The organism is Streptomyces capitiformicae, assembly GCF_002214185.1.
Classification (GTDB): Bacteria; Actinomycetota; Actinomycetes; order Streptomycetales; family Streptomycetaceae; genus Streptomyces; species Streptomyces capitiformicae.
The window spans coordinates 6,874,460-6,896,365 of sequence record NZ_CP022161.1; the positions used below are offsets into that span (position 1 = coordinate 6,874,460).

Here is a 21,906-nt window from a genome sequence, read left to right on the forward strand (position 1 = left end):
CGCCATGACCTCCAGTGATCTCAAGCCCTCTGATCCCAAGGACCCGTGGCCATGCCCGACACCCCCCACATCGTCAGTGACGTGATGACACTCCCGGCAGTGGCCGTCCGGCGCGACACACGGTTCAAGGACATCGTGCGGGCCATGACGGACCGGCATGTCAGTGCCGTGCCGGTGGTGGAGGGCGACGGTCGGGTCGTCGGTGTGGTCTCCGAGGCCGACCTGCTGCCCAAGGAGGAGTTCCGGGACCGCGACCTCACCCGTGCCGAGCAGCTCCAGCGCATGTCCGACCTTGCCAAGGCGGGGGCGGTGACCGCGCAGGAGGTGATGAGCGCGCCCGCGATCGTGGTGCACCCGGACGTCACCCTCGGGCAGGCGGCCCGGATCATGGCCGTGAAACGGGTCAAGCGTCTGCCGGTGATCGATGACGAAGGACGGCTGGTCGGCGTCGTCAGCCGTGGAGACCTGTTGAAGGTCTTTCTACGGTCGGACGAGGACATCGAGGAGGAAGTGCGCCGCACCGTGGTGGCCTACCTCTTCCCCGCGCTCAGCCACACGATCCATGTGTCCGTGCACGACGGGGTCGTCACCCTTCGCGGAAAGGTCCGGGACCCCGCGCTGGGCTGGGTCGCCGAGCGTCTGGTCCGCGCAGTGGAGGGCGTGGTGGACGTCCACTCCAGGCTCGGCGGCGAAGGCCCCGGCCCAGACCCCTCGGGGAACGGGTGACCCGGAACTCGTCTCGGGGAACGGGTGACCCGGAACTCGTACGGAGAATCACCGCCGGACCGGTCAGGCGGTGGACGACCCTCGTGGACCACCGCCTGACCGGTCCGGCGGTGATTCACTGATCTGCCGCCGTGATCCGACGACCGGTCAGGCTCGCGGCCCGGATCGACACCCACATGTCGCGTGCGCCGCCCGGCCAGGGCGTCGTGTGGGCCAGCTCGGTGAGGCGGCGCACGGCGTCTGCTTCCGTGACGATGCTCGCGGGGCCGACGGCGAGCACGCTCCAGCCCTGGCTCAGCGCCTCGTCCACGTGATCGACCTCGAAAGCGACTTCCGTTCCGACGGCCGCCGCGGGCAGAGAGTCGGGGGCGGTCCGGAAGGCGATGGTGTCGTCGACGACCTCGTAGTTGACCGGGACGACCGCCGGGCGGCCGTCGGGCGCCGTCACCGCGACGCGTCCCACGCCGTGCGTGGACAGCAACGCGCGGCATTCGTCCGCTCCGAGGTCCCTCAGCCGCGGATGCGGCAGCGCCTGCCCCTGGCCGGGCGGCAGGTCGACCCCTCCTCCGCGCAGAGCGGTGACGGTGGTGCCCAGGGCGTCGGCCAGGTTGATGAGAGCGGCCTCGCTCGGGTCGGCGGGATACTCCTCCAGATACGCCAGGTAGCCGGGCGACATCCGGGCGCGGCGGGCTGTCTCCTCACGGCTGAGTCCCTGCCTCTGCCGTTCGGCGATCACACGTCGGCCGATGTCACCGGGACCGGTCCCATCCGTCGCCGGGGCCCGTTCGGCAGCGGCCTGTCCCCCGCCCGCCTCGCGGGAGGAGGATCCGTGGGCCGTTCGGGGGGGTGTGGGTTCGAGATGGTTGACGTGGGCGTCGGGGCCGGGGAACACGAGTGTCACCTCGTTCGTGTCCGACCAGCGCACGTCGTAGGGCGGTGTTCCGTCCTCGTGGTGGAGTCCGACGATCTCGCCGTCCCGCCGAGTGGCGCCGGACGTCGTGCTTTCGACGACGAGCTGGTCGCCGAGGTGAGCTCGCATGGTGGCCGCCCCTTTCTCATGATTGTCCTGTGTCCGATGCCACGAACCCATGCCCGTGGCCGACGACGTCGAGCCGACGGAGGCCTACCGCCGGCCCTTCGCGCGGGTTGCCGGGCTCAGCGGTGATCTCGACGCGCCGTGTCGCTGGTGAAGCGGGCGTGCATCAGCTGGTCCACCCGCGTGCGCAGGTCGTCCAGCTCGCGCGGAGCGGCGGGCAACGCGGCGGTGCCGTGTCGTGCGGGATGTGTCATGTGCGTTCCCTCCTCGGTTCCGTCATGGGCTCGGGCTTCGCACGCTGTTCCGGCCTCACGGGGGATCACATGAGGCACCCGACGGCCCGAGGTGTGCTCGGCCGCGGGGCTCCCACGCCCTCGATGTCACGCTCGGCGGCTCTCGTCAGCTGCCGCGCGAGGTTGTTCAAGGGATGGAGGCGAACCTTCCATTCCAAACGTGTGCAGCATCGCTTTCCTCCTCATCCCTGCCCGGGCCGATGCGCCGCGACCAGTTCCTCGACGCGGTGCCGGACCTGTGCGGTGAGCCGTTCAGCCGTTCAGCCGTTCAGCCGTTCAGCCGTTCCGAGGACGAGGCACGGGACGCGACCGGCGCTCTGCGCGTGGGCGGCCTTCCCCGCGTCGCCCGTTCCGCATCACCGTCTCCAGCAACGGAAAGCAATCGTCCGGTGGCTGTTCGTCGGCGAGGCCGATCACGTCGGCAACAGCCGGGCCGACGGAACACCTGTTTGGCACCGGGGGCCGTCACCTCGGCCGACGACAGTTTCATCACCGCGCGCCCGTCGTACTCCACCATTTTGTACGCGGAGTCCAGATACGGCGCGTCGGCCGCCACCCCGACGCGGGTGCCGACGGCGTAGGGGACGCGGCGTGTCGATCGGCGCCCCGGAGCGCACCAGTTCGTCGACGGCGTACTCGTCGAGACCACCGCTGACGACGATCCGCACCCCCGGCAGGCCCGCGTCGTTGAGGATCGACCGTGCCCGCACCGCGAGATCCCCGAGGTCGCCGCTGTCCAGTCGTATGGCGCAGCCGGGCCCACGGTCCGCGAGGTCCAGGTAGCGGGCGCCCAAGCAGAACGGCCAGGTCACCGCGCAGACCATCTTCCGTGGCGGCACCCGGGGCGACCTGGTGGGGCCGTACGTCTCGCAGTTCCTGCTCAAGGACATCCCGTACGGCACGCTGCTGATCCCGCAGCGGCAGGACACCCTGGTCCGCCCGGTCGACCACCTGACCACCTGGGGTGACTGGCTGGAGGTGCAGAACGGCTCCGAACCCGAGCCGGACGAGCGCGACTTCGCCACCCGACGCTACATCCAGACGCCGCGGGACCTGGCGCACTACGTGCACTTCGACGCGCTGTACGAGGCGTACCTCAACGCCGCCCTCATCCTGCTGGGCATGAACGCGCCGGCGGATCCCGGCAACCCGTACAACTTCTCCCGCAACCAGATCGGCTTCGGGACGTACGGCGGCCCGCACATCCTCTCGCTCGTCACCGAGGTCGCCACCCGCGCCCTGAAAGCGGTCTGGTTCCAGAAGTGGTTCGTGCACCGGCGGTTGCGGCCGGAGGAGTTCGGTGGCCGCACGGACAAGAACCTCATCGACCCGCCGTCCACCACCCCCACGCTCACCCTGGACCTGGCCCGTACGTCGGTTCGCGTCCCGCTTCTCGGCGGCGCCGCCGCGTTCGCCCGCGCCACCTCGGGCGGCACCTCCGCCACACCCGAGGCCAGGGTCCTGGACGGCGTGCGGGCACCGCACACCGTCCAGCGCGCCCCCGGCAACTGACCGAGGCTGGCGGCCGGGCGACGGCACTCACCTGGCCCTGCTCGGTCTCGACCGGAAGTCCCGGATCGGCTGCAGTGGTGCCGAGGAGTGGGGCTTTGCGTGGGTCCTCGTAGCTTTGCGAGGCGCGCTGTGGGGCGGTGAGGTCGGTGAGGTCGACGCCACGCAGCGCGCGGCCGAGGAAGTAGCCGTCCTCGATGGACGGACCGGCTCCGCATTGCGGCGTACGGCGAGGTCGGGTGTGCTCGGCCTCGCCCACGACTGTGGCCCGCCTGTTGGACCACTGCTCCAGACTGCACGGTCCTTCTGTGTGTCGGAGCACTCATGCTCGGTTCGGTGCCGGGACGTCTGTGAAGGTGAATCCACCGAAGATGTGCAGCCGATGCTCCTGCTTGGGGCCCCACAGCGTGCGTCGGACCAGCGAGTCGATGCCGTCGGCGCCGACCAGCACGTCGTGCTGCGCTGTGGTGCCGTCGGGGAAGTGCCCGGTGACCGGCGGGTATTCGCCGACACCAGCCGGTGGGCAGACCTGCCCGCGGCCTAACTCGTCCGCGCGGCAGTGGCCGAAACGGTCGGCGTTTTTCGCCACGAGGAGTTCCTACGGGCCGTCGTCCTGCTCTCCGCGTCGCATCCGGAGTCGGCGCCAAGATTCTCGTTACAGTCAGGAGCTGGGGGACGGCTTCGCCGACGTGGTCCTGAGGGCGGCGGAAGCCATCACGCTCCCCGGCATCGAGACCGCGGTTCGCCACTGCTTCAGCACCGTCTTCGCCGCGTCGGTCATCCGTGTCGCAAACGATCCGGGATTCGCCAGGCCGGTACCCGTCGAGGCGACGCCTTCATCGCCGATCTGGTAGAGACAGCGGTGCGCTATCTGCTGGCTGCCTGACAGCGTTCGACCCGCACCGTCCCTGCCGCCAGCGGCAGCAGTCATCTTCACCAGCCGCCGATTCCGCCGGTTCGGCCACCACCGGCGGCCGCACGCCGCTACGGGGGCAATCATCACGTTCCGGGTGACCGACTCGGCATCAGCCACCCGGGCTGACCGTGACCCGGGGCGGGGAAATTACCGTCAGACCAGCCTGAAACGCCGCACGTTGCCGTTCGGGGTGCGCCGCCATGCCGTCCGTTGATAATTGAGGCGCCAACGTCCGCGGGACTCGCCGCGTGCTGACCGGAGTCGGCTCGCGCGTTGGCCGTCAGGGACGTCGCGGCTGACTGAGTGGGGTGGCAGGGTGATTCGGGTGCTGTTGGCCGACGACGAGGCGTTGATCCGCGCCGGGATCCGGTTCGTGCTCGACGTCGCCGATGACATCGAGATCGTGGCCGAGGCGGACAACGGTGCCGGGGCCGTCGAGCTCGCTCGCAAGCACCTCGTTGACGTGGCACTGCTCGACATTCGCATGCCCGGCGTCGACGGGCTGGCCGCGGCCGCCGAGATAAGAACGGTGGCGCCGCGGACGAGCGTGGTCATGCTGACCACCTTCGGTGAGGAGGAGTACGTCACCCGGGCGCTGCGCTGCGGCGCTGCGGGGTTTCTGCTCAAGGACACCCCGCCCGACGACCTGATCAGGGCTGTCCGGGTGGCGGCCGCCGGTGAGCCCGTCCTGTCGCCCCGGGTCACCAGGCAGTTGATCGATCGCCACGTCAACCGCGACGTGAGCCAGGCCGACGAGGCGCGGCGCCGCGTGGCGGCTCTGACCGACCGCGAGCGCGACGTGCTGTGCCTGCTGCGTGAGGGCTGCTCGAACGCTGAGATCGCCAAGGCACTGCTGATGAGTGAAGGCACCGCCAAGTCTCACGTCAGTCGCATCCTCTCCGTCCTTGGCTGCACCAACCGGGTTCAGGCGGCGATCCTGGCGCATGATGCCGGAGTTCTTCCGCCAAGCAGCCGTTCCTGATCCGCCTCGTCGTGCCCACGCGAAGCGTCGGCTTGCCGGGTTCCGCCTACGACCTCCCAAGCTCGTCCTTCTGTGCGAGCTTGCCGTGTGTGAAGCAGAACCGGAACACGTGCCCGAAGCCCTCGGCCAGCGCGTACTCGCACGAAGTGCCGGCCGGCGCCGCCGATTGCTCTGCCTGGCCCGCTGTGCGGGCGGTCATGTTGTCGCCGCCGGTCAGCTCGCGCACTCTGTGCTGGGTGTCGCCGATCTTGATCTGCCGGTAGGTGTGCGGCGAGACGGCGGACTGGAAGTAGTCGTAGACGCTGAAGCCGAGGCCGCCGCAGACCGCGACGGCGGCTCCAGCGAGGGCGATGAAGGCCGTCTTGGTCTTCCTTCGTGATGCGTGGTGGTGGGGCCCGTTTTCGGCCCCGGTACGGGAGGGGAGCATCTGCGCGTCGGCCGGGGCGGGTTGATCGATGGTTGGGCTCGTAGTGCCGGGGCTGTTGTGGCGCAGGGGGAGGGTGGCGGTGAGGGCGTGGTTGCCGGTGAGCGGGTCTGTGCCGGCGGTGAGGTCGCCGCCGGCCAGGCGGGCGCGTTCGCGCAGGCCGGCCAGTCCCAGGCCGCTGCTGGGCGGCGGGACGGCGGGCGGGCGTGCGACGTTGCGGACGCTGATGGTGAGTTTTTCGGTGTCGATGGTGACGGTCAGCCGCGTGGGCGCACCCGGGGCGTGTTTGTGCACGTTGGTGAGGGCTTCGCGCACGATGCGGTTGACCGCTCGGCGGATGCCGATGTCGGCGTCGGTGAGGTCGTCGCCGCGCCAGGACAGGGTGAGGGGCAGGCCCGCATTCTGGGCTTCGGCGACCAGGTTGGTGACATCCTCGCGCGTGCCGGCCACCGATTCGGTGCCGTCCGGTGGTTCGGCGCCGTCGAGGCGCAGGATGCCCAGCACGGTGCGAAGCTCGTCGAGTGCGGTCCGGGAGGTGGTCCGCAGCAGGTCGGCCTGCTCGTTGATCTCGGGGGCCGCGGTGCGGGTGCGCATCTCCAGGGCCCCGGCGTACAGGACGATCAGGCTGAGCCGGTGCCCGAGGAGATCGTGCATCTCGCCGGCGATGCGGGCCCTTTCCTGCATGCGGGCCTGCGATTCGCCGAGCAGGTTGGCGCGTTCCAGCAGGGCGTTGCGTTCGTGCAGGGCATCCATGGCCAGGGCTCGTTCCCCCTGCCGCATGCCGATGGCGCCCGGCAGGACCACCAGCAGCACATTGATGACGACGATGACGCCGACATCCTGGAGGTCAACCGTCAGCCCGGCGAGCTCGACGAGGCTGGCCGCGGATTGCACGCCGGTGGCGAGCGCCAAGGCGGCCACGGCGAGGCGGGGGTCCGGGACCTGGCGGCCCACCGCATAGGCGAGCATCACGCTCACCGGCCAGATAAAAGCCAACAGGGTCGTGCTCTGCAAGATCAACGCCACTGCCGCGACGCCGGTCCCGGCCAGCAGCGAGGTGATCGGCCAGGTGAACCGGCACAGCAGGGCAACAGCGGCGGCCAGCAGGCCGATCGCTGTTGCGGGCTGCCCGGGCACGTTGATGACGGCCGTGACGATCGCCGTGGCGGGCAGGAACAACCACCACGCCAACAGCAACCTGCCCTGTCGTGCCAGGTGCTGCCAGGTCGTCACCGCCCCGGCGGTGACGACCTCGGCGAGTTTCGCCCAACCAGCCACGACACCTCCACGACGACGGCGGTGACCGCCGAGCCGGGCGGTCGCCCGACCGATGAGCGCAGCCGCGTCCGGGCCACGCCGGCCGGGGTCACCAGCCACAGCAGTGCAGCGGTGATGACCGGTAGCCCGTGATCGGCGCCGACCGTACCCGAGGACGGGGGCCGTGGTCATCGTATCCGGGCTCAGCCAGGGCCGACCTCGTTCGGGCGAAGGGTGAACGTGCCCTGACACGCCGCGTCTCACCGGACGAACTTCGCCAGTTTGGTGGTGCTGTTGAGCAGGTACTCCAGCGGTCCGCGGCTGAAGAAGCGCGACCAGACGGTGGCGAACAGGATCGCCCCGGCGATGAACCCGAACAGCGGCACCAGGGTGTTGGTGGCGTCCTCGGGCAGCATGGCGTAGGCGGCGACGTGGGCGACGTAGAGCGTCAGGGACATGGTGCCCACGGCGATGAGCGGGCTCGCCAGCCGGCGCAGCCACGCCAACCGGGCCATGGCCACGGTCGCGCAGACGAGCACGGTGATCGCCACGCCGAGGCCGCCGGTGATCTCGAAGGTCGTACCGCTGTGCGGCTCGGCTCCCAGCAGCGACGAGGCTATGTTCGAGCTGTCCGTGACCTTGTTGTGGATGTAGTCGAAGGCCGGCGATCCCGGTCGCAGGGATTCGACGGACTTCGGATCCAGGTTCGCGAAGGCTTCCTTCAGAGCGGCCTTGTCCGCCTGAATGGGCGGGTACAGCCTTGCCGTCAGCCAGGCGGTGCCGTATCCGAGCGCCATCAGCGCGGCGCCGAGCGCGGCCAGCCGCCGTTGCACCGCGCCGGCGGCCAGGTCGAGCCTGGCCAGTGCCATGCCGGCGATCACGAACGGCATCCAGGTGATCGCGGGGTAATAACCGTGGAGCAGCAGGCCCAGCAGTCCGTCGCCGCCGAGCCGGGCGATCGGGTCGTACGCGTCGATGCTCTTCGCCGTCGACTCCCCCATCAGCCACTTCAGGCCGAACGCCGCCTGCGGCCCGACGACCGCGAGCACGGCCGCGATGATCGCGAGGGTCCTGGCCCGCAGTCGTATCAGGGGCAGGGCCAGCAGGAAGTACACCCCGTAGAAGGCGAGAATCACCAGGATCCCGGTCTTGAGCATCGTCAGCGCGGTGCCCAGTGCCAGCAGGACCACAGCCCGGATCACGATCCGGACCTTCGCCTGCCGGCCGGCCAGGCCGGTCTTCGGCTCCCGGCGGCCGGCGATCAGCATCAGCGAGAACCCGGCCAGGGTGGCGAACAGGATCGACGACCGGCCCTCAGTCAGTTCCAGCAACCAGCCGCCGAAGCCACCCACGTCCTCGGCAGGTGGGGCGACGTGGACCGCGAACATGCCGAACACCGCCAGCGCGCGGGCCACGTCCACCCCGACCAACCGCCCCACCGACGGCCCCTGCTCGACCACGCCCGCGGGCTCAGCCGATGCCCCGTGCCGCGGAGGTGGCGTTTCGTGCGAGATCTCGATCTGAGTCATGCGCCCAACGTCGCCGGTCCGGACCCCCTGACGCCTCTGCCAAGCTTCCGAACCACCTCCGCCGAATGGCCAAGGACGCCGAGCCGATCGGCCATCACCAGAAGCGACTTCGGTGCTGCGGTCTTGACTCGCGGTCGCTGTCGCGGCCAGTGCGGGCGGCCGACGTCGCCTGGCGCTTGTGGGCGTTCATGTGGACGGGGCGATCCAGCATTCGTGTGCGGTCAGCACGCGGCAGATCGGCTCGACGCCGCCGATGCGGCCCCTGTGCTCGTCGATGAACGCCACGAGCATGTGTGTGATCGGTCGAGCTCAGAGTGCTGACGCGCATCGTGTGGCTGCTGGAGAACTCCCCGCCGCTGCTGGCCGCCTGCTTCCAGCGCGTCCTGTCGATCGAGGACCGTCTTGCGCGCAAGCTCGCCGAGCGCGAGGGTGTCGACCCGGACACCGACTTGCGCCCCTTTCTCGCCGTCGGCGCGGTCGGCACGGCACTGCGCGCCGCCCATCACCGCTGGGCGGCTCTTCCCCAGGGCACGGCGGAGGATCTGGCTCGGCTGCGCGAGCAGGCCCTGCAGTTCTTGAACGAGCCCCTCGACCGTCACTGGGCAGAGGGCTGAGCCCGGAGTCGAGGCGTCAGGCGATGTCGCTGGGGCGACGGGAGCCGGCTGTCATCCGATGCGACGAGCCCCTTGACGTCAGGGCGGCGAGCCGGTGGAAGACGTCCTGGGCGGCCTCCGCGTAACTGAGGCCGTGGGCGGGGGCGGTGCGTTGGAAGAGGCGGAGCAGGGCCATCGTCGTGGAACTCCACACCTTGGCGTCCATCTCGTCGAGTTCCGGGTACCGCACACGCAGCGCGTCCGCGAGATGGTCCTCCCAGACGACAGTGCGGAGGTTGACAGCCGCCATGAGGGTCTCGGACTGCTCGGTCATCGGAGCGAGGGCGGGGAAGAGGTCCCCGTACTCGCGACACCAGGTCACGACGGCTTCGGTGAGCGTCGGCAGCACCTCGGCCTCGGGTTGCCCCACCGTCTCGATCAACTCCATGAGACGCGCGTTCGTCTGGTCCCAGATGTCGAGGAGCACGGTTTCCTTCGACGGGAAGTACCGGAAGAACGTCCGTGACGTGACCCCCGCGTGCGCCGCGATCTCGCTGACCTTCACGTCGTCGAAGCCCCGTTGGGCGAAGAGCGCGACTGCGCTCGTGCCGAGCCTGCGCGCGATGCTCCTGGTGTCGCGCAGGGTCGTACCGCGCCGCTCCTCGGTGACCGCCGCGACTCCTTGTGCGGCGGCGAGCAGCGCGGCGCTCGCTCCGGTGGCCCAGCTCTCGTCCCTCACCGGGCCAGGCTAGCGAACCCGGCGACAGGCGACTGTTCAGGCGTTCGACCGCCATTGATTTCCATCACGTTTCCCCACCTCTTGCCACACCCAAGCTCGTGTCATACGGTGACACGAGTTTCGAGTCACAGTGTGACACGAAATGGATGGCCGTACGGCATGGCCCGTCGGCCGCTTCTCTCCCCTCCCGGCACGCAAGGAAGCGGGCTCCCATGACTGCCCTCATCGATCGACAGAAGATCCTCGCGGCGGCCGGTTCCGACAAGGAACTGGCCTACAAGCTGCGCACCTACTCCGGCCGCGTCCGGTTCGATCTGCCCGAGGGGGCGTTCGACCTGGTGGTCGAGGACGGTGTCCCCGCCAGGGCCGAGGACGTGCACGCGGACCTCGCCGCCGATGTGACCTTCTCCGCGCCGGCCGAGTTCTGGTCGACCGCGTTCTCCGCTGCTGTCCCCCCGGTCGGCTACGAGAGCTTCACCGCCGGCCTGGTCCGCGGTCTGAGCCTCGTCGGCGACTTCGTCGGCACCGTCGCCCCCTGGCAGAGCGGCTGGTCCCGCCTGTACCAGGTGGTGCGCGAGACGGTGGCCGGCGCGCCGGTCCGCAAACCCTTCCAGGACCCCTTCCGTGAGACGGACAACGCCGTCGGACGGTACGTCTACGTCTCCGCGAACGGCCGGGAGGCACGGATCTACTACGAGACCTCCGGCCACGGCCCGATCCCGCTGCTGCTGCAGGCGACCGCAGGCGCCGACGGCCGCCAGTACCGGCACCTGCTGGCCGACCCGCGGATGCAGGAACGCTTCACGATGTACGCCTACGACCTGCCCTACCACGGCAAGTCGCTGCCTCCGATCGGGGTGCGCTGGTGGGAGGAGACCTACCGCCCCGGCCGCGACGGCCTGATCAACTGGGTGGTCGCGATCGCCGACACCCTGGGCCTGGACAACCCGTACTTCATGGGCTGCTCGGTCGGCGGCCAGCTCGCCCTCGACCTCGCGGCCGAACGCGGCGACCGCTTCGGCGCGTTCATCTCCCTCAACGGTTGGTACGGCAACCCGCCGCTGTTCGACGGCTTCTCCAACGACATGTTCCGTACCCCGTCGATCGCCGACAGCTACGCCCCCGCGCTCAACTTCGGTGCGACCGCGCCCCAGGCACCCGAGCCGAACGCGCACGAGACGTACTGGATCTACCGCTCGGCGTTCCCCGGCATCTACGCGGGCGACAACGACTACTTCGCCTTCGAGCACGACCTCAAGGAGAACGGGCACAAGATCGACGCCCACGCGAAGCCCGTCTACGTCGTCACCGGCGAGTACGACCCGGCCAGCGACGACGACGTCAACGGCGGCCCGGCCGTCGAGAAGTTCATCCCCGGCGCCAGGTTCATCAAGGCCGCCGGACTCGGGCACTTCGCCCCCTGCGACGACCCAATCGGGTTCGGCGACGCCATCGTCCCGATCCTCGACGAGGTCATCGCCCAAGCTGCCTCCGCCGACCAGTCCTGATGCCGCTCCCGCGAAGAAAGGCCCGTACGACATGAGTGTCACCCACGACCTCGTCCGACGGTCGGCCACCGGCAGGCCGGTCATCGACTTCGACCACCACTCGCCCGCCTACCGCGACACCTGGAAGCAACTCGCCGCCCGGTTCCACGCCACCGGCAGCCCCGTCGCCTGGACCGAACACCACGGCGGCTACTGGGTGGTGGCCTCCTGGGAGGAGGTGCAGCGCATCGGCTCCGACTGGGAGACCTTCACCTCCGTCAACGACCTGACCGGCACCGAGAACGGCGGCAAGGGCCAGCTCATCCCCCAGATGCCCTACCGGCTGCACCTCGGGGAGTCCGACCCGCCGCTGCACACCGAACGCCGCCGCATCGAAGCGCCGTTCTTCACCCCGAAAGCCCTGCGCCAGTGGGCCCCCGTCGCCCGGCAGTACCTCGACGAGGCCCTCGACAAGGTGGCAGGGCAAGGGCACGCCGAGCTGATCGACGACGTGATCATCCCCACCACGGCACGCACCACGCTCTACGTCCTCGGATACGACCCCGACGACTGGCACGACGCCGCCTACGCCGCGCACGAGGGTGTGTACCTGCTGCCGGACGATCCCCGCTACCCGCACGAGGCACAGGCACGGCTCCGGGGCCGTTTCCGCGACATGCTGGCCGCACGCGGCCAGACCCCGGCCGGTGACGTCCTCTCGGCCCTGGCCACCGGTACGGTGCGGGGCGAACCGCTCGGTCTCGAGGTGGCCGAGAGCATGGTGAACGCGCTGGTCTTCGGCGGCTTCGACACCACTACCGCCGCGACCGCAAGTGCGCTGATCCATCTCACCCAGCACCCGGACCAGGCGGAGCGGGTGCGCACGGACGCCGCGTACCGGAAGAACGCCATCGAGGAGTTCCTGCGGTTCTGGCCACCGGGGACCGGCATCGCCCGTACCGCCGTACGGGACACCGAGATCCTCGGGCAGCCGATCGCCCGTGGGGAGAGCGTCTACATGTGGCTGGCCGGCGCCAACCGCGACCCGCTGAAGTTCCCCGACCCTGACCGGCTCGACCTGGAGCGGGACAACGCGCGCGACCACGTCTCCTTCAGCACCGGACACCACCGCTGCCTCGGCTCGCCCCTGGCCAAGGCCGAACTCGACGCCATGCTGGAGACGATCCTCACCCGGCTGCCCGGCCTGCGCATCGACCCGGACGCCGTGGTCGGCTACCCGAGCATCGGGGGCGCGCACGGCTACATCTCGGTCCCCGCGACCTTCACTCCCACTTCGACCCCGACGGAGGTGTGACGAACATGCCCAAGGTCACTTATGTGTCCGACGCCGGTGAGGCCCGCGTCGTCGACGGCCTGGTCGGCGACTCGGTGATGCAGACCGCAGTCCGCAACGGCGTCCCCGGTATCACCGGCGAATGCGGCGGCGTCCTGTCCTGCGCCACCTGTCACGTCTTCGTGGACGAAGCCGACCTGGATCGCCTGGAACCGGTCAGCGGCCTGGAGGACGAGATGCTCGACGGCACGGTCGTCGACCGCTGCCCCAACTCCCGGCTGTCCTGCCAGATCAAGCTCTCCGATGAGCTCGGCGATCTGCGCGTCACCACCCCGGAAGCCCAGGAGTAGCACCTCATGAACAGCACCGCCGTCGCCCCGCGCGACACCGGCGTGCTCGTGGTGGGTGCCTGTCAGGCCGGCATCCAGCTGGCCTGTTCCCTCCGTGAGTACGGCTACTCAGCCCCGATCACCGTGGTCGGCGCCGAACGGCACGCGCCCTACCAGCGTCCACCGCTCTCCAAGACCCTCCTCCACGCGGAGACGTCGCCCGACGCGATCGCACTGCGTTCGGAGGCGTTCTACGCCGACCAGGGCATCCGGCTGGTGCTCGGGGAACGCATCATCCGGGTCGACCGGGGCGACGGCGGTGCGGGGGTCGCGTACGCGCACTCCGGCCGTAGCTTCGCGTTCGACCGGCTCGCGCTCACCGTGGGCGCCCGCCCGCGCCGACTGCCCGTCCCCGGCGCCGATCTGGCCGGCGTCCACTATCTCCGGGACGCCGACGACGCGCTCGCCCTGCGTGCGGCCCTGGCAGAGGCGGTCGACGTCCTGGTCATCGGCGGTGGCTTCATCGGACTCGAAGTCGCGGCCACTGCCCGCGAGCTCGGCTGCGAGGTCACCGTCACCCTCGCCGACAACCGCCTGCTCGAACGTGCCGTAGGGGTCCCGACCAGCGAGTTCTTTCTCGATGCCCACATCCGGCGCGGGGTGCGGGTGCACCTCGGAGCGCCGCCCGTACGCCTCCTGGACGACGGTCACGGGCGCGTCCGTGGCGCCGAACTCCCCGACGGCAGCGTGCTGACGGCCGATCTGGTGGTCGTCGGGATCGGCGCCGTGCCCCGCACCGAACTCGCCGAGCAGCTCGGACTGACCGTCGACAACGGCATCGTCGTCAACGAGTACGGCCTCACCTCCGACGGCACCACGGTCGCCGCGGGCGACTGCGTCGCCTGCCCCCCGCCGGTGGACCTCCCCGACGGCCCGGTCCGGATCCGCTTCGAGTCGGTGAACACCGCCGTAGAACAGGCGAAGACCGCCGCCGCCCTGCTCGCCGACAGGCCAGTTCCCTACGGGGCCGTGCCCTGGTTCTGGTCCGACCAGTACGACCTCAAACTCCAGGTCGCGGGCCTGTCGACCGGCCATGACCGGTACGTCGTACGCGGCGAGCCGGACACGGAGAAGTTCGCCGTCCTCTACTACCGCGGCGGACATCTGGTCGCCGGCGACTTCGTCAACCGGCCGGCCGACTTCCTCGCCGTACGCTCCGCCTTGGCCGCGGGCCGGACCATCCCGCCCGAAGCGGCCACTGACACCACGGTGCCGTTGAAGAAGCTCATCGCCGACGATCCCCGGCAGGCAGTGGCATGACCGCTGGCCCGGCCGCCCTGCCCGGACTGCGATGGAGCGTCAAAGTCCCGTTCCTGCGCTACATCGCCCGCTCTCCAGAGGGCCGCTGCTCGGTCACCGACGGCGCCTCGGTCGTCGACGAGCACATGTTCCTCTTCAGCCCGGACGATGCGTCGGCGTTCAACGCCGACACGGTCACCGGCCTGCTGAAGTTCCGGGGAGACGTACGCTTCGCCGCCCACCACGGGCTGCTCTTCCTCCGCATCGCCGACCCCTGGCTGTCCGTCACCGGCGGCGTGGGAACCCTGACCATCGCGGCACCTCCCGGCCAGTCACCCGACCGCATCCCCCTGACCACCCTCCACCTGCGGACCGCCGATCCGACGGACCGCACCGGCCCCTGCCTCGGCACGCACGTCCGGCTGACTGCTCAGGGATCCGACCTCTTCAACGGGGTCTACCCCGTGGACGAACCATTCGACGACCTGACCCTCCGCCTCACTCCTTCCTCCACAACCGCCCTGGAGAAGACACCATGACGACCCTCGCGTCAGACACGGAAACGACCCCCTGGCCGACCGAACCCACCCCCGACCTGCTGACCCGGATCAGCCAGGCACGGGCCAAAGGGGTGGCCTGGCTGCGCGACCGCATTGCCGACGACGGCCGCCCCGAAGGCGCCGAGACCGCCAACTCGTGGTGGCGCGCCCCCTGGGCCCTGTGCGTCGGCGGAGCCCCGGACGCCGCCGCCGCGATGATGGGTTGGGCCGAACGCGAGGCCCTCACCGACGAAGGCGACCTCCGCCCCGGCCCCTTCGACGCCCCCGGCGGCACCAGCCCCGTCTACCACCTCTCCCCCCTCGCGATCGCCTCCTGGCTGCTCGGCCGTTACGACACCGCGACCGCGATCAACACCACGCTCGCGCGCTTCCAAAACCCCGACACCGGCGGAGCCTACGACCTTCGCGACTTCGCGCAGGACCCCCTGGAGGACAACCTCAAGACCGCCCAACTGGGCTTCTCCGCGCTGGTCACCGGTGACCGTCACACCGCCGACGGCGTCCACCGGTGGCTGCATCGCAACCTCGCCGACCAGCCCGACCTGCCTCACCGGCTGTTCACCAGCCGCCGCGGCGACACCCTGGTCACCCACTTCCCGGACGAGACGGCCTTCCTGCGCGTGGTCGACTTCCGGGCGCCCCGGCAGGCGTACTTCCACCCCGGCATCGCCGCCGCCTTCCTCGCCGGATACGCACAACAGACCGGCGACGCCTCCGCGCTCCGGCTGGGCCGTCAGTACCTCGCCCTCACCACAGGCGGCACCGAGGAGCAGTACGACGATTCGACGTCGGTGCAGATCTGCAAGTTCGGCTGGGGCGCCGCCGCCATGCTCACGGCCGACCCGGACGGCGGCCACCTCCCCTGGACGGTCCGGATGGGCGAGTGGTTCGTACAGCGCCAGCGCCACGACGGCGCCTGGGCACCGTCGTCGTTCACGACGCCGCGCCCCGGAATGCTCGACCTGTACTGGAAGACGGCCGAGCACGTGATGGAACTGTCCTACATCGAACACGCCCTGCGCTCCACGAGCGCCGGCACCACCTCCGCCTGACGAATTGATGCGCACGGCCAAAGACGGACGTGCGTCCAGGAGAGGACCCAGGAATGCTCGCTGTCGTCACCCAGGGCAATGGCACCGTCGAAGTGACAGATGCTCCCAAGCCCACTGTCGTGGAACCCGATGACGTGATCGTCAAGGTGACCGCGGCCGCCGTGTGCGGGACGGATCTGCACTTCGTCCGGCACCCGTTCCTGCCGCCCACCCTCACGCTGGGGCACGAGTTCATGGGCACCGTCGTCGAGACGGGCACCCAGGTACACCATGTGACCGAGGGGCAGCGAGTGCTGTCGAAGATGTTCGTCGCCTGCGGACGGTGCAAACCCTGCCGCACCGCGAACCAGCCCCGGTGCGCCGAATACCGGCTCTTCGGCGGAGGCATCCTCGACGGAGGCCAGGCCGAATACGTCCGCGTCCCGCGCGCCGACTTCACACTCAGCGAACTCGACGCCTCCGTGTCCGACCAGGACGCGCTCGTCCTCACCGACATCCTCCCCACCGCCTGGGAGGCGCTCGTCAAGACCGGCTTCCAGAGCGGTGCGACCGTGGGCGTCGTCGGCTCCGGCCCGGTCGGCCTCCTCATCGCGCAACTGGCCCTCGCCCGCGGCGCGGCCGCCGTCTACCTCGTGGACCTGGACCAGCGTCGCCTGAAACAGGCGGAGAAGCTCGGCGCGGTGCCGGTGCCCGGCGGTGAGGGTGCCGCCGAGCGCGTTCTCGAACTGACCGGTGGGAACGGCGTCGACGTGGCCATCGACGCCGTCGGCGCCATCCCGGCGATCAGCACCGCCCTGGCGTGTGTGGCTCTCGGCGGCACCGTCGGTCTCGTCGGTGTCCTGCTCGACGGCGACCTGCCGGTCACCGCGCAGAACCTGTTCGGACGCCAGGTGACCATCGTGCCGGTCACCGGCAACCCGTACGCGGCCAACGACAACCTCACCACCATGATCACCGCGGGGAGGATCGAGCCGGGCATCGTCATCGACCAGGAAGCCCCCCTGTCCGCCGCCGCCGAGACCTACCAGTCGTTCATGGCACGCGACTTCGTCAAGACCATTCTGCGGCCCTGAACGCACCCGCCGCGCTCCCGCGCTGCCGGGAGCGCGGCACCCCAGCCGACGAGATCACCAGCAACATCAGCAGCACGAAAGGAAACAGACATGACCAGGGCAGCCGTGCAGTTGAAGGCCGACGGCCCCATCGAGTTCATCGAGGTCGACGTCCGGCCGCCAGGCCCTGGAGAAGTCCGTGTCCGGATGGCCGCCGCCGGCCTGTGCCACACGGACGTGCAGGCCCTGTACGGCGGCGTCACCAGCATGACCATGCCGCCACCGGCGGTCGCCGGACACGAGGGCGCCGGCGTGGTGACCGAGGTCGGCCCGGGCGTCTGTGGCCCCTCCGTCGGCGACCACGTGATCCTCTCCGCCACGGGGCACGACGGCACGTGCGAGTTCTGTACGAACGGTCATCCCTCGTTGTGTCTGCGGAGCCTTCAGCTGGCGGACCCGCGCACGGGGAACGGCCCCGCCCTGTCGGTCGACGGCACCCCGGTGACCCCCTTCGGCCCCCTCGGCACGTTCACCGAGGAGACGATCGTGCCCGCGGAATGCGCCATCACCATCGACCAGGCCATGCCGCTGGACCTCGCGTGCCTCATCGGCTGCGCGGTCTCCACGGGAGTGGGTGCCGTCCGCAACCGGGTCACGGTACGGCCCGGCGACCACGTCGCGGTCCTCGGCTGCGGCGGAGTGGGCCTGAACATCGTCCAGGCGGCACGACGGGCGGGTGCCGGCAGCGTGATCGCGGTCGATGTCAGTGAGGAGAAGCTGGCGGCCGCGACCGCGTTCGGCGCGACCCACGTCATCGACGCCCGCCACGTCCAGGTACCCGACGCCGTCCGCGCCGTCACCGGCCCCTTCGGCGCCCACTTCACGTTCGAGAGCACCGGTCTGACGGACTGCATGGCGCAGGCCGTCTCCGCGACCCGCCCGGGCGGAACCGCGGTCCTCCTGGGCATGGCACCCGGCTCCTCCGCACTCGCCCTCGACAACATCGCCGACATCATCCTCCAGGAGAAGGTGATCACCGGCTCGCTGATGGGCAGCGGCTACTCGGCCCGCGACTTCCCCGTACTGGTGCGCGAGTACCTCGAGGGGACCCTCAAGCTCGACGAGCTCATCACCCGGCGTCGTCCCCTGGCCGAGATCAACGAGGCCATCGCCGACCTGAAGTCGGGCACCGGCCTGCGAACCGTCTTCACCTTCTGAGCCCCCTCATCCGGCTCCACCCCTCGTCGCGGGCACGGAGGTCCCGCAGCACTGCACCCGACAAAACCGCGACGACGTCACCGCGGGGCGACCTGCGAACCGATGAGGCCGTCGAAGGCTGTGCCGTCGCCGCTGCACCGCCGACAGCCGGCGCCCACGGTGCACGCCACACAACGCCGAGGAGGACCTTGTGGTCGTTACCAGCATCGATCCCGTACTCGATGCTCAGCATCCCGTACCGCCGGGCGAATTCTTCGACCCGCCGCCCAGCGCGGGCCAGGATTGGCAGACCGCGCCACCGTGGTTCGACGGTGCGGGCTGGATCATGCCGATGGGCGGTTTCCTGCTGCGTTCGGGAGACCGGACGATCCTGGTCGACGCGGGACTGGGACCGAACATCGATATCGTCGAAACGCGTGGAAAGCTGTTCGACTCGCTCGCCGATCTTGGCGTCACACCCGAGCAGATCACCGATGTCGTGCTCACCCACCTGCACTTGGACCACGTCGGCTGGGTCGCTCCTGCGGGTGAACCGATCTTCACTCACGCCCGGCACCACTGCCACCGCGCTGATTACGACTGGATGCGTGCTGATCCCGGCAGCAACCCTGCCACGGCCCGGGTGACCGATACCATCCGTGCCGTTTCCGACCTCCTCGACCTGGCCGAGGGGGAGCGAACGGAGATCGCGGATTCGGTCGCGCTGCGGCTGTTCGCCGGTCACACGCCCGGCAACTGCGTCGGCGAGATCGAGACCGGCGAAGCACGAGTATTGCTGCTGGGGGACACCGCGCATCACCCCGCACTCCTGGTCGAGGATGGGTGGACCGACCGCCTGGACGAAGATCGCGCCGCGGCGGCCAGGGCCCGCGACCGGCTCGCGCAGGAGATGGAACGTACCGGAGCTATCGGTCTCGGCGCACACTTCCCGGGGACCCAGGGCGGTCGCATCATCCGTGACAAGCAGGGCGCACGGCAGTGGCAGCCGATCCCGAGCAACCGAATCCACACGAACTGAACGCACATGAAAGGAATCACAGGTGAAAACTGTCCGACTGGGCAAGAGCGGCCTGGAGATGAGCGGCCTCATCCTGGGCATGATGACCTACGGTGACCCCGAGCAGGGCTACCCGTCGTGGACCATCGGCCTCGATGAGGCCCGTCCGTTCGTCCGCCGCGCCTACGAGGCGGGTATCACGACCTTCGACACCTCCAACGTATATTCCAGCGGCACAAGTGAGGAAATCCTGGGCACGCTGACCAGAGAGTTGGGTCCACGCGAAGAGTTCCAGATCGCGACGAAGGTGTACGGGCATCAGCGCCCGTCTCGCAACGGCTCCGGCCTGAGCCGGGTCGCCATCATGCACGAGATCGACGCCTCGCTGCGCCGCCTCGGTACCGACTACGTCGACCTTTATCAGATCCATGCTTTCGATCCGAACACACCGATCGAAGAGACGATGGAAGCACTGCACGACGTGGTCAAGGCTGGCAAAGCCCGCTATATCGGCGCATGCAATCTCCTGATGTGGCAGCTCGCGCTCATGCAGAACGCGGCAGACCGACACGGGTGGACCCAGTTCGTGTCGAATCAGCTGCACTACAACTTGCTGGCGCGGGAGCTGGAACGCGAGGTCGCGCCCTATGCCGAAGCCACAGGCATGGGAATTCTGCCCTGGAGCCCGCTCGCACGCGGACGGCTCACCCGGCCGTGGGGCGCGGAAGGGTCCGGGCGTGAAGCCAACGACACACTGTCTCCACAGCTGTATACCCGTGACGAGGAATCGCACAAGCGGGTCGTGACCGCTGTACGGGAAGTCGCCGAGGCTCGCGGGGTGCCGATGGCGCAGATCGCGGTGTCCTGGGTGGCGAATAAATCCCCGGTGGCCGCGCCGATTGTGGGTGCCACCAAGGAACGCCATATCGACGACGCCGTCGCCGGTCTCGAACTCGAACTCACCACCGAGGAGATCACCAAACTCGAAGCGGCGAACACCTTGGTCCGCAACGGAATCATCTGAGTCCTCCGCCGCTGCCCCGCCGGGCCGCGCACCACAACACCATCCATTCGGTGATCATCCGACTAGGAGAAGAAGATATGCCCGACAGGGACACAGTCATCGCATCGGCTCCGACCGGGCTGTAGGTCGGTGGTGAACAGGTGCCGGCCATCGACGGACGCACATTTCCGGTGTTCGATCCGGCCGATGGCCAGGTACTGAACGAGGCCGCCGTGGCCCCCTCTCAACCAGGGTTCCCGGACCGCCGGCGTGGACGGCCTGACGGTCGCCGATGTCGAGTCGGCTCCGGGAGCGCCCGGGTTCCTGGAGGCTTTGCGCGCGGATCTGAAGTCCGGATCGTTTCGGCCGCTTCCGGTGAGGGAACGCAAGATCCCCAAGCCAGGCGGGTCCGGGAAGGTCAGAAGCCTCGGGACTCCTTCCGTGGCTGACCGGACCGCTCAGGCCGCGCTGAAGCTGGTGCTGGAGCCCATATTCGAGGCCGACTTCCTGCCGGTCTCCTACGGGTTCCGGCCCAAGAGGCGGGCCCAGGACGCGATCGCCGAGATCCAGCGGTTCGGCACCAAGGGCTACCGATGGGTGCTGGACGCCGACATCGAGGCGGCGCCTTTGACAACGTCTCACACTGCACCGTCATGGACGCGGTGCGGGCACGGGTCAAAGACAAGCGCGTCCTGGCGCTGGTAAAGGCGTTCTTGAAGTCGGGCATCCTCACTGAGGACGGCCGACGAAGGGACACCCACACCGGCACCCCGCAAGGCGGCATCCTCTCCCCGCTGATCTTCAACATCGCGCTGTCGGCGCTCGACGAGCACCTGCACCGCGACTGGAAGCCCGGCGGGCGGATGGATGGCCAGTACCCACGCAAGAAGCGTCGTCGCCACGGCCTGCCCAACTGGCGAACCGTCCGCTACGCGGACGATTTCGCGATCTTGGTGCACGGCTCCGCCGACGACGCCCGCGCACTCCAGGACGAAGTGACCTCCGTGCTCGAACCCCTGGGGCTGCGGCTGGCGCCAGCCAAAACCCGGATCGTGCACATGGAGGACGGGTTCGACTTCCTCGGCTTCCTCGGCTTCCGCATCCAGTGGAAACGCAAGCGGGGAACCGACAAGTGGTACGTCTACTTCTTCGTCGCCGCGCGGCCCATCCGCTCGGCGAAGGACAAGATCCGTGCCCTGACCCGCAGGACATCACAGGCCAGTCCCGCAGACGTGCTGATCCGGCTCAACCAGATCGTGCACGGCTGGACCAACTACTTCCGGCACGCCGTCGCGAAACACACGTTCCGGATGTTGGGGATCTTCCTCTGGCATCGAGTGATCATGTGGTTGAAGACGCTGCACCGCTGGTCGTGGAAGGACATCCGCAGATGGCTCCTCGGCCCCAACGGGTCCTGGCTGCCGATCGCGGTGGACGGGGTGGAACTGATCAACCCGGCGCGGACACCCGCGATCACGCGATACCGCTACCGGGGCGACACAATTCCCACCCCCTGGACGACCGCCTGACGAACAGCCCACGGCAGGAACTGTGGAGAGCCCGGTACTCGGTAACGGGTACGCCGGGTTCGGCGAGCGGCCTGGAGAAACG

Annotated in this window: 22 protein-coding genes and 2 pseudogenes; 16 read left to right on the plus strand and 8 right to left on the minus strand. The window is 69.4% G+C overall.

All coding sequences use genetic code 11. From position 1 onward, the window contains the following. The first annotated feature begins 51 nt into the window (after positions 1–51). Entirely contained in the window at positions 52–726 is a 675-nt protein-coding gene (locus CES90_RS30680) for a CBS domain-containing protein (RefSeq protein ID WP_189787215.1), read from the plus strand. Between the two features lie 115 nt (positions 727–841). Here the strand turns inward: CES90_RS30680 and CES90_RS30685 are convergent, their stop codons facing one another. The 3 genes and pseudogenes from CES90_RS30685 to CES90_RS30690 all read right to left on the minus strand — a co-directional run. Then, positions 842–1,765 carry a DUF1918 domain-containing protein gene (locus CES90_RS30685; RefSeq protein ID WP_189787216.1) on the minus strand — a complete coding sequence of 308 codons (924 nt, stop codon included), beginning with the start codon at positions 1,763–1,765 and terminating at the stop codon, positions 842–844. A gap of 116 nt (positions 1,766–1,881) precedes the next feature. Continuing rightward, a complete protein-coding gene (locus CES90_RS51355) occupies positions 1,882–2,016 on the minus strand; it encodes a hypothetical protein (RefSeq protein ID WP_268257059.1) in 135 nt (44 codons plus the stop codon). Positions 2,017–2,394: 378 nt separating this feature from the next. Next, positions 2,395–2,843: pseudogene (locus CES90_RS30690) on the minus strand (nicotinate phosphoribosyltransferase); the annotation flags it as partial. Between the two features lie 520 nt (positions 2,844–3,363). Here CES90_RS30690 and CES90_RS30695 point away from each other — a divergent pair. Next, positions 3,364–3,567 (plus strand): annotated as a pseudogene (locus CES90_RS30695) (Xaa-Pro dipeptidyl-peptidase); the annotation flags it as partial. Between the two features lie 319 nt (positions 3,568–3,886). Here the strand turns inward: CES90_RS30695 and CES90_RS30700 are convergent. Beyond that, the gene (locus tag CES90_RS30700) at positions 3,887–4,153 is read right to left on the minus strand and encodes a hypothetical protein (RefSeq protein WP_208921464.1); all 267 of its coding nucleotides are present in this window, start codon (positions 4,151–4,153) and stop codon (positions 3,887–3,889) included. A gap of 72 nt (positions 4,154–4,225) precedes the next feature. Further along, the gene (locus tag CES90_RS30705) at positions 4,226–4,597 is read right to left on the minus strand and encodes a hypothetical protein (RefSeq protein WP_189786224.1); all 372 of its coding nucleotides are present in this window, start codon (positions 4,595–4,597) and stop codon (positions 4,226–4,228) included. Between the two features lie 199 nt (positions 4,598–4,796). Here CES90_RS30705 and CES90_RS30710 point away from each other — a divergent pair, with 199 nt between their 5' ends. Then, entirely contained in the window at positions 4,797–5,462 is a 666-nt protein-coding gene (locus CES90_RS30710; protein WP_189786225.1) for a response regulator, read from the plus strand. A gap of 46 nt (positions 5,463–5,508) precedes the next feature. Here CES90_RS30710 and CES90_RS30715 read toward each other — a convergent pair whose 3' ends face one another. Together CES90_RS30715 and CES90_RS30720 are read right to left on the minus strand one after the other, a co-directional pair. Continuing rightward, positions 5,509–7,164: a sensor histidine kinase gene (locus CES90_RS30715; protein WP_229914199.1), complete on the minus strand. Its 1,656-nt coding sequence runs from the start codon at positions 7,162–7,164 to the stop codon at positions 5,509–5,511. A 239-nt stretch (positions 7,165–7,403) separates the two neighbouring features. Continuing rightward, on the minus strand, positions 7,404–8,672 hold the full coding sequence (locus CES90_RS30720; protein WP_189786227.1) for a DUF418 domain-containing protein: 1,269 nt from the start codon (positions 8,670–8,672) through the stop codon (positions 7,404–7,406). Positions 8,673–8,986: 314 nt separating this feature from the next. Here CES90_RS30720 and CES90_RS30725 point away from each other — a divergent pair, with 314 nt between their 5' ends. After that, positions 8,987–9,286 carry an acyl-CoA-like ligand-binding transcription factor gene (locus CES90_RS30725; protein ID WP_189786228.1) on the plus strand — a complete coding sequence of 100 codons (300 nt, stop codon included), beginning with the start codon at positions 8,987–8,989 and terminating at the stop codon, positions 9,284–9,286. 16 nt (positions 9,287–9,302) lie between these two features. Here CES90_RS30725 and CES90_RS30730 read toward each other — a convergent pair whose 3' ends face one another. Continuing rightward, on the minus strand, positions 9,303–10,004 hold the full coding sequence (locus CES90_RS30730) for a TetR/AcrR family transcriptional regulator (RefSeq protein WP_229914200.1): 702 nt from the start codon (positions 10,002–10,004) through the stop codon (positions 9,303–9,305). Between the two features lie 212 nt (positions 10,005–10,216). On the opposite strand from CES90_RS30730, the gene CES90_RS30735 reads away from it, so the two are divergent. The 12 genes from CES90_RS30735 (at position 10,217) to CES90_RS51365 (ending at position 21,824) form a co-directional block, all read left to right on the plus strand. Then, complete coding sequence (locus CES90_RS30735; protein ID WP_189786229.1) at positions 10,217–11,512, plus strand: alpha/beta fold hydrolase; 1,296 nt, start codon at positions 10,217–10,219, stop codon at positions 11,510–11,512. 31 nt (positions 11,513–11,543) lie between these two features. Beyond that, the gene (locus tag CES90_RS30740; protein WP_189786230.1) at positions 11,544–12,806 is read left to right on the plus strand and encodes a cytochrome P450; all 1,263 of its coding nucleotides are present in this window, start codon (positions 11,544–11,546) and stop codon (positions 12,804–12,806) included. A gap of 5 nt (positions 12,807–12,811) precedes the next feature. Beyond that, a complete protein-coding gene (locus CES90_RS30745; protein ID WP_189786231.1) occupies positions 12,812–13,135 on the plus strand; it encodes a 2Fe-2S iron-sulfur cluster-binding protein in 324 nt (107 codons plus the stop codon). Between the two features lie 6 nt (positions 13,136–13,141). After that, entirely contained in the window at positions 13,142–14,434 is a 1,293-nt protein-coding gene (locus CES90_RS30750) for an NAD(P)/FAD-dependent oxidoreductase (RefSeq protein ID WP_189786232.1), read from the plus strand. Then, on the plus strand, positions 14,431–14,952 hold the full coding sequence (locus CES90_RS30755) for an HtaA domain-containing protein (RefSeq protein WP_189786233.1): 522 nt from the start codon (positions 14,431–14,433) through the stop codon (positions 14,950–14,952). The genes CES90_RS30750 and CES90_RS30755 overlap by 4 nt, the downstream gene beginning before the upstream one ends. Beyond that, positions 14,949–16,025, plus strand: a complete 1,077-nt coding sequence (locus CES90_RS30760) for a hypothetical protein (RefSeq protein ID WP_189786234.1) — start codon at positions 14,949–14,951, stop codon at positions 16,023–16,025. The genes CES90_RS30755 and CES90_RS30760 overlap by 4 nt, the downstream gene beginning before the upstream one ends. Before the next feature lie 53 nt (positions 16,026–16,078). Beyond that, entirely contained in the window at positions 16,079–17,098 is a 1,020-nt protein-coding gene (locus CES90_RS30765) for an alcohol dehydrogenase catalytic domain-containing protein (protein ID WP_189786235.1), read from the plus strand. Between the two features lie 90 nt (positions 17,099–17,188). Continuing rightward, the gene (locus CES90_RS30770; RefSeq protein WP_189786236.1) at positions 17,189–18,295 is read left to right on the plus strand and encodes a Zn-dependent alcohol dehydrogenase; all 1,107 of its coding nucleotides are present in this window, start codon (positions 17,189–17,191) and stop codon (positions 18,293–18,295) included. Positions 18,296–18,485: 190 nt separating this feature from the next. Continuing rightward, entirely contained in the window at positions 18,486–19,313 is an 828-nt protein-coding gene (locus CES90_RS30775; RefSeq protein ID WP_050399403.1) for an MBL fold metallo-hydrolase, read from the plus strand. Positions 19,314–19,335: 22 nt separating this feature from the next. Continuing rightward, a complete protein-coding gene (locus tag CES90_RS30780; RefSeq protein ID WP_189786237.1) occupies positions 19,336–20,316 on the plus strand; it encodes an aldo/keto reductase in 981 nt (326 codons plus the stop codon). Positions 20,317–20,736: 420 nt separating this feature from the next. Next, entirely contained in the window at positions 20,737–21,000 is a 264-nt protein-coding gene (locus CES90_RS51360) for a hypothetical protein (protein ID WP_268257042.1), read from the plus strand. Continuing rightward, the gene (locus CES90_RS51365; RefSeq protein WP_268257043.1) at positions 20,949–21,824 is read left to right on the plus strand and encodes a reverse transcriptase domain-containing protein; all 876 of its coding nucleotides are present in this window, start codon (positions 20,949–20,951) and stop codon (positions 21,822–21,824) included. The genes CES90_RS51360 and CES90_RS51365 overlap by 52 nt, the downstream gene beginning before the upstream one ends. The last annotated feature ends 82 nt before the right edge of the window (positions 21,825–21,906 follow it).

Excerpts from the sequence above, each read along its gene's own strand:
- CES90_RS51355 (WP_268257059.1), bottom strand. The coding sequence starts at position 2,016 with ATGACACATCCCGCACGACACGGCACCGCCGCGTTGCCCGCCGCTCCG.
- CES90_RS30765 (WP_189786235.1), top strand. The coding sequence starts at position 16,079 with ATGCTCGCTGTCGTCACCCAGGGCAATGGCACCGTCGAAGTGACAGAT.
- CES90_RS30750 (WP_189786232.1), top strand. The coding sequence starts at position 13,142 with ATGAACAGCACCGCCGTCGCCCCGCGCGACACCGGCGTGCTCGTGGTG.
- CES90_RS30720 (WP_189786227.1), bottom strand. The coding sequence starts at position 8,672 with ATGACTCAGATCGAGATCTCGCACGAAACGCCACCTCCGCGGCACGGG.
- CES90_RS30755 (WP_189786233.1), top strand. The coding sequence starts at position 14,431 with ATGACCGCTGGCCCGGCCGCCCTGCCCGGACTGCGATGGAGCGTCAAA.
- CES90_RS30740 (WP_189786230.1), top strand. The coding sequence starts at position 11,544 with ATGAGTGTCACCCACGACCTCGTCCGACGGTCGGCCACCGGCAGGCCG.
- CES90_RS51365 (WP_268257043.1), top strand. The coding sequence starts at position 20,949 with ATGGACGCGGTGCGGGCACGGGTCAAAGACAAGCGCGTCCTGGCGCTG.
- CES90_RS30745 (WP_189786231.1), top strand. The coding sequence starts at position 12,812 with ATGCCCAAGGTCACTTATGTGTCCGACGCCGGTGAGGCCCGCGTCGTC.
- CES90_RS30735 (WP_189786229.1), top strand. The coding sequence starts at position 10,217 with ATGACTGCCCTCATCGATCGACAGAAGATCCTCGCGGCGGCCGGTTCC.
- CES90_RS30680 (WP_189787215.1), top strand. The coding sequence starts at position 52 with ATGCCCGACACCCCCCACATCGTCAGTGACGTGATGACACTCCCGGCA.
- CES90_RS30760 (WP_189786234.1), top strand. The coding sequence starts at position 14,949 with ATGACGACCCTCGCGTCAGACACGGAAACGACCCCCTGGCCGACCGAA.
- CES90_RS30770 (WP_189786236.1), top strand. The coding sequence starts at position 17,189 with ATGACCAGGGCAGCCGTGCAGTTGAAGGCCGACGGCCCCATCGAGTTC.
- CES90_RS30685 (WP_189787216.1), bottom strand. The coding sequence starts at position 1,765 with ATGCGAGCTCACCTCGGCGACCAGCTCGTCGTCGAAAGCACGACGTCC.